At 73.4% G+C, this 8,928-nt stretch carries 7 protein-coding genes; 5 read left to right on the top strand and 2 right to left on the bottom strand.

Annotated features, from left to right (window positions below; all coding sequences use genetic code 11):
* Positions 1–124: 124 nt before the first annotated feature.
* Both trpE and ACKUB9_RS12745 read left to right on the top strand, forming a co-directional pair.
* Positions 125–1,639 carry an anthranilate synthase component I gene (gene trpE / locus ACKUB9_RS12750; RefSeq protein WP_407522461.1) on the top strand — a complete coding sequence of 505 codons (1,515 nt, stop codon included), beginning with the start codon at positions 125–127 and terminating at the stop codon, positions 1,637–1,639.
* Positions 1,640–1,700: 61 nt separating this feature from the next.
* Entirely contained in the window at positions 1,701–2,414 is a 714-nt protein-coding gene (locus ACKUB9_RS12745) for a hypothetical protein (RefSeq protein WP_407522459.1), read from the top strand.
* A 1-nt stretch (position 2,415) separates the two neighbouring features.
* Here ACKUB9_RS12745 and ACKUB9_RS12740 read toward each other — a convergent pair whose 3' ends face one another.
* On the bottom strand, positions 2,416–2,907 hold the full coding sequence (locus tag ACKUB9_RS12740) for a Fur family transcriptional regulator (protein ID WP_407522457.1): 492 nt from the start codon (positions 2,905–2,907) through the stop codon (positions 2,416–2,418).
* 175 nt (positions 2,908–3,082) lie between these two features.
* On the opposite strand from ACKUB9_RS12740, the gene ACKUB9_RS12735 reads away from it, so the two are divergent.
* The 3 genes from ACKUB9_RS12735 to ACKUB9_RS12725 are packed head-to-tail and all read left to right on the top strand — an operon-like array spanning position 3,083 to position 4,904.
* Positions 3,083–3,235, top strand: a complete 153-nt coding sequence (locus ACKUB9_RS12735; RefSeq protein WP_407522455.1) for a hypothetical protein — start codon at positions 3,083–3,085, stop codon at positions 3,233–3,235.
* On the top strand, positions 3,232–4,041 hold the full coding sequence (locus ACKUB9_RS12730; RefSeq protein WP_407522453.1) for a metal ABC transporter ATP-binding protein: 810 nt from the start codon (positions 3,232–3,234) through the stop codon (positions 4,039–4,041). Before ACKUB9_RS12735 ends, ACKUB9_RS12730 begins: the two co-directional genes overlap by 4 nt.
* Entirely contained in the window at positions 4,038–4,904 is an 867-nt protein-coding gene (locus tag ACKUB9_RS12725) for a metal ABC transporter permease (protein ID WP_407522451.1), read from the top strand. The genes ACKUB9_RS12730 and ACKUB9_RS12725 overlap by 4 nt, the downstream gene beginning before the upstream one ends.
* A 4-nt stretch (positions 4,905–4,908) precedes the next feature.
* On the opposite strand, the gene ACKUB9_RS12720 is transcribed toward ACKUB9_RS12725, so the two are convergent.
* Positions 4,909–8,649, bottom strand: coding sequence for a glycosyltransferase (locus tag ACKUB9_RS12720; protein WP_407522449.1), 3,741 nt, complete (start codon positions 8,647–8,649; stop codon positions 4,909–4,911).
* Positions 8,650–8,928 lie beyond the last annotated feature (279 nt).

Here is an 8,928-nt window from a genome sequence, read left to right as displayed (position 1 = left end):
CGGGATCCCCTCTCCCGCACGGGAGAGGGGATCCCGCGATGCCCGCGATAACATCATGACCCCCCGGGGGGCCGCCCGCGTCCGCTCGTGGGCCATCGCCCTCCCCGCCTTCGGATCAGACGCCATGCTCGTCACGCCCCAGCCCGATGCCGTCATGGCCGCCTACGCGGCGGGCACGCCCGTGCTGCTGCGCGCGACCCTCGTCGCCGACCTCGAAACGCCCGTCGCCGCGTTCCTGAAGCTGCGCGCCCGGCACGAGGGCGCGGCCTTCCTGCTCGAATCCGTCGAGGGCGGCGCGGTGCGCGGGCGCTACTCGATGATCGGGCTCGATCCCGACCTCGTCTGGCGCTGCGAGGGGGGCCGCGCCGCGCGGGCGGATGCGCCGGACCTCTCGGCCTTCCGGCCGGACGACCAGCCGCCGCTGGCGAGCCTGCGGGCGCTGATCGCCGAGAGCGCGATCCCGGGCGAGGCGGCGCTGCCGCCGATGGCCGCCGGGCTGTTCGGCTACCTCGGCTACGACATGGTACGGGAGATGGAGCGCCTCGACGCGCCCAAGCCCGACCCGATCGGCGTGCCCGACGCGATTCTGGTGCGACCGACCGTCATGGTGGTGTTCGACGCGGTGCGCGACGAGATCGCGGTGGTCGCGCCGATCCGTCCGGTCCCGGGCGTCGCGGCCCGCGCCGCCTACGAGGCGGCGCTCGCGCGGCTGGAGCGGGTCGCCGGGACGCTGGAAGGGCCGCTCCCCGTCGAGGCCAGCGTCAACCCTGCCGAGATCCCGGTTCCGGCACCGACCTCGAACACCGCGCCGGAGGCTTTTCACGCCCTGGTGGCCCGGGCCAAGGAGTACATCGCGGCGGGCGACATCTTCCAGGTGGTGCTGTCGCAGCGCTTCGAGGCGCCCTTCGGGCTGCCGGCCTTCGCGCTCTACCGCTCGCTGCGGCGGGTGAACCCGGCGCCCTTTCTTGCCTACCTCGATTTCGGCGCCTTCCAGATCGTCTGCTCGTCGCCCGAGATTTTGGTGCGGGTGCGCGACGGCAAGGTCACGATCCGGCCGATCGCCGGCACCCGGCCGCGCGGCGCCACGCCGGAGGCGGATCGCGCGCTCGCCGAAGACCTGCTCGCCGACCCGAAGGAGCGCGCCGAGCACCTGATGCTGCTCGACCTCGGCCGCAACGACGTCGGCCGCGTCGCCGAGATCGGCAGCGTCACGGTGACGGGTTCGTTCTTCCTCGAATATTACAGCCAGGTGATGCACATCGTGTCGAACGTCGAGGGCCGCCTCGATGCGCGCCACGACGCGCTCGGCGCGCTGATCGCGGGTTTTCCGGCCGGCACGGTCTCGGGCGCCCCGAAGGTGCGGGCGATGCAGATCATCGACGAGCTGGAGCGCGAGAAGCGCGGGCCCTATGCCGGCTGCATCGGCTATTTCGGCGCGGACGGGCAGATGGACACCTGCATCGTGCTGCGCACCGCCGTGGTGAAGGACGGGCGCATGCACGTCCAGGCGGGCGCCGGCATCGTCTACGATTCGGACCCGGCCTCCGAGCAGCAGGAATGCGTGAACAAGGCGCGCGCCCAGTTCCGGGCCGCCGAGGAGGCGGTGCGCTTCGCCGCGCAGGCCCGGCGCGGGCAGTGATCCGGGAACCCGTCGGCCATCCGGTGCTTCCCACCGCGGCAGGGGCGGCGGAGCCAGGGGGATGAGCGGACATAGCTCGGAGACAGGATCACCCGCCCGCCGCTTCGACGCGGAGCGCATCAACACCCTGGTGCAGACCCTGGCCATCCTCGGGGCCGGGGCCTGGGGCGTCTACACCTTCATCTACGAGGCGCGCATCAAGCCGAGCCTGGAACCGCCCGCCGTGTCGGTGACGACGACGCTCGTGAAGGCGGGGGAGCGCGACGACCACGTGGCGATCCGCTCCACGGTGACGCGCCGGAACGTCGGCCGGACGGGCGTGCGCGTCCTCGGCCTCGTCTACAACGTGATCGGCGTCCGGGCGCACTTCGCCGCGCGTCCGGACCCGGGCGCCCTCGGCGGCGACCTCGACGGGGCGAGCCAGGTCGCGGCCGCGCGCGCCTACACGCTCGCCGAACCCGGCACCGTGATCCTGCGCCAGGGCGTGCTGTTCGCGGGGGCCACGGAGGGGCCGGCCGAGGCCTCCGACCTCAATTCGGGCGAGGCTGTCTCGCGCGACCTCATCGTCTACGCGAACCGCAGCGAGTTCGACTTCGTGCGCTTCGAGGTGAGTCTCGCCTACGCCCGGGAGGACGACCCGCCGGTGAAGCTGCGCTTCGAGGCCGACCGCGACGGCGCGCTGTCGCTGAAGCCCCGGGCGGAGTGCCGGGCCGATCCGGCGCCGTGCCGGCCGCTCCGCACGACCGAGTTCGGGACGGAATTCTCGCTCTGGTGAGCTAGCCCTCGGCCCCTTCCCGCCCCTGGCAGGCCCCGCACTCGCCCTCGATCTCGACGATGCGGCTCGCCGGCCGGAAACCCGCCTGGGCCAGCGTGCGGTCGAGGCCGCGCTCGATCTCCGTGGAGGTCGTCTCGTCCACCGCCCCGCAGGCGCGGCAGATCAGGAAAACCGCGCTCTCGCCCCCGCTGTGGCTGTGGTCGCAGGGGACGAAGGCGTTGCGGCTCGCCAGCCGGTGGACGAGTCCGTTCTCGGTCAGGAAATCGAGCGCTCGATACACCGAGACCGCCGCCACCCGCCGCCCGGGCAGGCTCAGCCGCTCGGCGATGTCGTAGGCGCCGAGCGGGCGCGCCTCCGCGGCGATCACCTCCAGGGTGCGCTGGCGCAGCGGCGTGAACTGCAGTCCGCGCTCGCGGCAGAGCCGCTCGGCCCGGGCCACCAGATCCGCCCGGCCGTGGCCGCAGGCGTGGTCCGGGTGGGCGTGCTGGTCCATGGTCCGCTCTCCCTGGGCGCCGGTTGACAGCTCCCGCCTGTTACAGTGTAACGGTCCCGTACGGCCGACGTCGCCGGGACACCTCTATCAAATGGTCGGCCGGACGCCATCCGTCAGGTCTCCGCCGCCGCGAGGAGCCCGGCCCGCGCCCTTCATGGTGCTGAGGAGTGGCCCGATGGAGGCCGAACCCGTGATTGCCCCGCGCCGGGTCCCGGTCGCGGTCCCGCCCCGTTCCCTGATCGGCCTCGGCCTCCTCCCGCGCCTCGGTCTCGCGCTCGGCCTCGCGCTCGCGGTCTGGGCCGTCGTCGCCTGGGCGGTCGCCGCGTGAGCGCCGCCGCGCCCGGCGCCCTGGTCTTCCGCGGGCTGACCCTCGGCTACGACCGCCATCCGGCGGTGCACCACCTCGACGGCGTCGTGCCGGCGGGCGCGGCGCTCGCGGTGGTGGGGCCAAACGGGGCCGGCAAGTCGACGCTGCTCAAGGGCATCGTCGGCGAGATCGCGCCCCTCGACGGCCGGATCGAGCATCCGGGCCTCGCGCGGCGCGAGATCGCCTACCTGCCTCAGGCGGCCGAGATCGACCGCGCCTTCCCGATCAGCACCTTCGACTTCGTGGCGATGGGCCTGTGGCGCAGGCTCGGCCTGTTCGGCGCCCTGCGCCCGCACCGCGGCGCGGTGGCCGAGGCGCTCGCGGCGGTGGGCCTCACCGGATTCGAGCGCCGGCCGATCGGCACCCTGTCGGGCGGGCAGCTCCGGCGGGCCATGTTCGCGCGGGTGCTGCTGCAGGACGCCCGCGCCATCCTCCTCGACGAGCCCTTCGCGGCGATCGACAGCCGCACCAGCGCCGACCTCCTCGACCTCGTGCGGCGCTGGGGCACGGAGCGCCGCACCGTGGTGGCGGTGCTGCACGACCTCGATCAGGTGCGCCGTCACTTCCCCACCGCGCTGCTGCTCGCCCGCGAGGCGGTGGCCTGGGGCGAGACCGCCGCGGTGCTCACCGGCCCGAACCTGCGGCGCGCCCGCCAGCTCTGCGAGGCCTGGGACGAGGAGGCGCCGGTCTGCCGCGGCCCGTCCGGGCACGCGCACGACCAGCCGCACACGCACGACAGGCCGCACGACCACGAGCACGCCGCGTGATCGATCTCCTCACCGCGCCCTTCGTCGAGTTCGCCTTCATGCGCCGGGCGCTGGCGGGCTGCGTCGCCCTCTCGGCGAGCGCGGCCCCCGTCGGGGTTTTTCTGACGCTGCGCCGCATGAGCCTGATGAGCGAGGCGATGAGCCACGCCATCCTGCCGGGCGCGGCCGTCGGCTTCCTGGTGGCGGGCCTGTCGCTGCCCGCCATGACGCTGGGCGGCCTGATCGCGGGCCTCGCCGTGGCCCTGCTCTCCGGGTTCGTGGCGCGCTCGACCGTGCTGCGGGAGGATGCGAGTCTGGGCGCCTTCTACCTGCTGGCCCTCGCCGCCGGGGTGCTGCTGATCTCGGCCCGCGGCTCCTCGATCGACCTCCTGCACATCCTGTTCGGCACCGTGCTCGCCCTCGACGACGCGGCGCTCATGCTGCTGGGCGGCATCGCCACCGTGTCGCTGCTGGGCCTCGCCCTCGCCTACCGGCCGCTGGTGCTCGAATGCGTCGATCCGCTCTTCCTGCGCTCGGTGAGCCGGGCGAGCGCACCGGTGCACTACGCCTTCCTGGGGCTCGTCGTGCTCAACCTCGTGGGCGGCTTCGCGGCGCTCGGCACGCTGCTCGCGGTCGGGCTGATGCTGCTGCCCGCGGTGAGCGCCCGGTTCTGGGCCGTGGACGTCACCGGGCTGATTCCGGTCTCGATCGCGCTGGCGCTCGCCTCCAGCGCGATCGGCCTCTTGGTTTCCTATTACGGCGATCTGCCGAGCGGCCCGGCCATCGTGCTCACGGCCGGAGCCCTCTACCTCGCCTCTATGCTCCTCGGCATCCGGGGCGGTCTCGTCTGGCGGCTGGTGCCGGCGCGCCACCTCGAAGCCTGACGGCTCACCGCGTTTCCGGCCTCTCGCCCGATGTCTCGCCCAGGATCTCGTCGTAGAGCGCGAGCAGGTCGTCGCCCTGCTCGGCGGCGCTGCGGATCGGACGGGTGCGTTGCGGGGGCTCGCGGAAGCGGGCGGGGTCGGCATCGATCCGCGCCAGCACCGCGCGCAGGGGCTCGGGGGTCGTGACGTCCACCACGAACCCGTCCGTGCCGGGCTCGACATCCTCGCCCATCGCGCCGCGGTCGCTCGCCACCACCCACAGCCCGAAGGCCCGCGCCTCGCGGGCCACGAGGCCGAAGCTCTCCGGCCAGAGCGAGGGCACGAGCAGCACGTCGAGATCGCCGTAGAGGCGCGCGATCTCGCCCTGCGGCACCGGGCCGACGATGCGCACCGGGGTGGTGCCCCAGACCTCCTCGCCGACGAAGCCGGCCGGCCGCGCGAGATCGACGGCGGTCAGGCTGAGGTTCTGGAACGGGCTGCGGCGCAGCACCGCCTCGATCAGGGGCAGCCCTTTGTGCGCCTCGCGCCCGCCGACATGGCCGAGGCGCACCCGCGGCGTCGGGCTGGGTGTCCGGGGCGAGACCGCCAGCGGCGAGAGGCCGTTCGGCACCGCGAACGTCTGCGGGAAGCCGGCCTCGCGGTAGATCCGCGCGAAGGTCTCCGACACCGCCAGGATCCGGTCGGTGCCATGCAGCAGGCGGCCGAGGCGGCGCCGCCGCACGATCCCGTCCATCGCCGTCCGGACCGGGGCCGCCTCGGGGACCAGCGTGTCGGGCGTGGGCGTCACCACGCGGCCGTCGCGGTCGAGGAGGAACTGGTGGTCGGAGAGCCACCAGCCGTCATGCACGGTGACGAGGTGCGGGATCGCCCGCGCCTGCGCCTCGGCGAGCACGGAGGCGGTGAGGCGCTGGACGCAGTGGAAGTGGATCAGGTCGGGGGCGAAGCGGTCTAGGAAGGCGCCGAACAGCTCGCCGATCGCCGGGTTCAGCGGTCGCCAATCCATGTTCAGCTCGTCGGGCGTCGAGAGGCGCAGCACCGGCATACCCCGGTAGGCGTCGATCCGGGCGCGGCCCGCCGGCACCACGCCCTCGTCGCTCGCCGCCACCGCGAGGTCGAATCGGTCCCCCGCACGGTCGAGGATGTGGTCGAGGTTGTCGCGCACCACCCGCGTCGCGCCGCCGATCGTCTGGGGCGGGAAGAAGACGTTGACGAGGAGGAGGCGCGGCTTGGTGCGGCTGGGCTCGGCACGGCGCGGCGCGACGGGATCATCACCCGGCCGGGGCAGCACGCGCGCCAGGGTCTCCCGGGCGGCTTCCAGCGTGTAGGCGTCGAGCGCCTTGCGGCGCGCCGCGGCGCCGACCCGCCAGCGCAGGCCCGGATCCGCGACGAGGCGCTCCAGGGCGTCGGTCCAGTCCTGCGGCGTGTCGGCCAGGAGCGCGTCGACGCCGTCGGTGAGAATCTCCCGGTAAGTGCGCGTGCCGCTCACCACCGAGGGAATCCCGCACATGGCGGCTTCGAGCCACTTGATCTCGCTCTTGGCATCCGCCGCCGGGCCGGGCAGCAGCACCGCGAGGTTGATGTCCACGCCCGACAGCACCTCCCAGTAATCGGTCACCGTGGCGGTGAAGCCGAGCTGCCGGACGCGCGGGCCGAACCGCGCGAAGGCCGGATCGAGCTTCAGATGGCCGGCGATGACGAGGCGCGCCTGCGGATGGCGCGCCAGCACGGCGAGGAGCGCCGGACCGGCGAGGTCCGAAAAATCCTGGTTGTGGGCCTTGGTGCCCGAGCCGTAGAAGAGGGTCACCGGGTCCTGCGGCGCGGCGGGCGCGCGCTCGGGCCGGTGCAGGTAGGGATCGTTGCGCTGGTCGAGGCCGTTGCGCAGGACGTGGCAGCGGCCGGAGCGCACGACCGCCCGCATCGCCTCCGCCAGCACGGGCGTGGAGGCCAAGCCCTCGTCGCAGAGCGACATGGCGAACCGGAACAGCGGCACCCCGAACAGGAGGCCCACGTAGTCGTCCGCGGTGATCTGCCCCTCGTAGGTCTCGACGGGCGGCGGAAAGCTCGCGCGGTCGAAGATCAGATCGTCGATGTCGTAGATCGTCCGCACGCCGAGGGCCCGCGCGTAGAGCAGGGCGTGGACGACGTCCGGGAAGGCCGGGACGCGGTAGACCAGCGCGGCGCCCGCGCCGTGCAGGGCCTCGCGGAAGGCGTCGGTCTCGTGCTGACCGAAGACCCGCACGCGCCAGCCGGCATGCTCCAGTTGCCGGCGCCGCTGCTCGACGCGGTAGTGCACGCATTGCGGCAGGTCGAGGTTGGCCAGCATCACCACCTCGCCGGCGCCAGCGCCGGTGCCGGCGGGGGGCGGCAGGGCAGCCGGCAGCGGCGCGGCGAGCGGCCAGTCCCGCGTGAGCTGCTCCAGCGCCTCGGCGACGATTCGGTCTCCGGCCTCGCGCGTCCCCTCCCGGTAGGCGGCCCTGGCCTCGGCGCTTCGCGCCTCGAAGGCTTGGCGCAGGATCGCCGCCGCGACCTCGCGCCAGCGCGCGTCGCGAAGCCAGGTCCCGCTCGATTCCCGCACCTGCGCGAGCGCCCCCGCGAGGTCGGCGCTCGACGCGAGGCACTTGGCCGCCCAGATGTGGCTCCGCCCGCCGGCTCCGGAATGCCGCACGGCCTCGCGGTAGGCCGCCGCCGCACCCGGCAGGTCGCCGAGGGCCCGCAGGGCCTCGCCCCGGCCGTGCAGCCGGCCGGCCGTCGGGCCGCCGCGTCGCAGCGCCTCGTCGTAGGCCCGCAGTGAGAGGGCGAACTCGCCCCGCAGCCATTCCCGGCGTCCGACGGCGGCGTAGAGGTCGGCCGCACCCGGCCCGTCGATGCCGGCGGTGATCCCGGCCTTGAAGCCGACGTCGAGCCAGTGCTGGAGGATCGCGGTCCGGCAGCCCTCCGCGATGCGCGAGGCCGCCGGCAGGGCCGCCCGGTAGGCCGCGGCGTCGAAGCAGGCCGGAAACATCGTCGCGCCGATCAGGCCGGACAGGCGCGCCGCCTCATTCGGCATCCAGTCCCGTCCATGGCCGGTGCGCAGCCAGTGCCGGTAGAGCGCCACGTCGTCGAGCCCCGGCTCGACCGGATAGGCACTGCGATAGAAGGCGGGGTCGAACAGGTCATCGATGCTGAAGGGGGCGAGGCGATCGACGCCCGCCTCGGCGAACAGCCGGATGCCCTCGGCTCGCGTCGTGGGCGGGGTGCCGAGCCAGTCGGCATTCAGGTGCAGGAACTGTCCGAGGTTGAACCGGAGGAGCCACGCCCCCGCCGCGAGGCCGTGGCGCTCCAGGAAGGCGTCGAGATCGTCCGCCTCGTCCCGCGCCAGCATCATGGCGCGGAACTCCTCCTCCAAGTCCGACAGGTCGAGGCGATAGCGGCGCTCCTCGCCGCGGCCGTGCTGCAGGTAATGGGCCTCGAACTCCCAGTCCTCGGTGAGGCTCGCGGCGAGGTCGGGATTGAGCGTGCGGTAGGTGGCAACGCTGAAATCCGCCGGCAGCGCGCCGTGCTCGGCCGTCACGGCCGCCAGATAGGAGGCGACGGTGGGGTGCCGCCCCTCCTGGACACCGTGGCGGCGGTAATGCCGAAAGAGGGCCTCTTCGCCGCCGAGCTGCCTCAGGTCCGGATAGAGCTTGGCGTAGAAGTGCGGCTCGAAGCCCGGACCGATCCGGATCGGCCGCCGGAACACCCGCGCGAGGGTGCCTGCGAACCTCAAAGGATTTCTGCGCACGTGGACCACCTTCGTCGCCCGGCGCGACCGCGCGGCCCGGATCCGGACGGCGATGCAGCCGCGCCGGCCTGCGTGGCGGCTCTATAGGGCAGAACCGAACGACGGCCTATCGCTTTCGCGCGGCCTCATTCCTCCAATGCGGATGGCGAGCTCACAACAAATCCCGAGTAAACGGATCGCATCTTTCCATGTTATACCAACCCTCACTGATCAGAACCCACGGGCCCAGGCGCGCAGGCCGATGGACATGATGCGCCAGGGCTG

The sequence above is a fragment of the Methylobacterium oryzisoli genome (assembly GCF_046557895.1).
Classification (GTDB): Bacteria; Pseudomonadota; Alphaproteobacteria; order Rhizobiales; family Beijerinckiaceae; genus Methylobacterium; species Methylobacterium oryzisoli.
Note: the sequence above shows the minus strand (reverse complement) of the source record. Positions and strands in the feature narration are given on the sequence as shown.

Coding starts and splice junctions, on each gene's coding strand:
- ACKUB9_RS12735 (WP_407522455.1), top strand. CDS start 3,083: ATGGAGGCCGAACCCGTGATTGCCCCGCGCCGGGTCCCGGTCGCGGTC.
- ACKUB9_RS12740 (WP_407522457.1), bottom strand. CDS start 2,907: ATGGACCAGCACGCCCACCCGGACCACGCCTGCGGCCACGGCCGGGCG.
- trpE (WP_407522461.1), top strand. CDS start 125: ATGCTCGTCACGCCCCAGCCCGATGCCGTCATGGCCGCCTACGCGGCG.
- ACKUB9_RS12745 (WP_407522459.1), top strand. CDS start 1,701: ATGAGCGGACATAGCTCGGAGACAGGATCACCCGCCCGCCGCTTCGAC.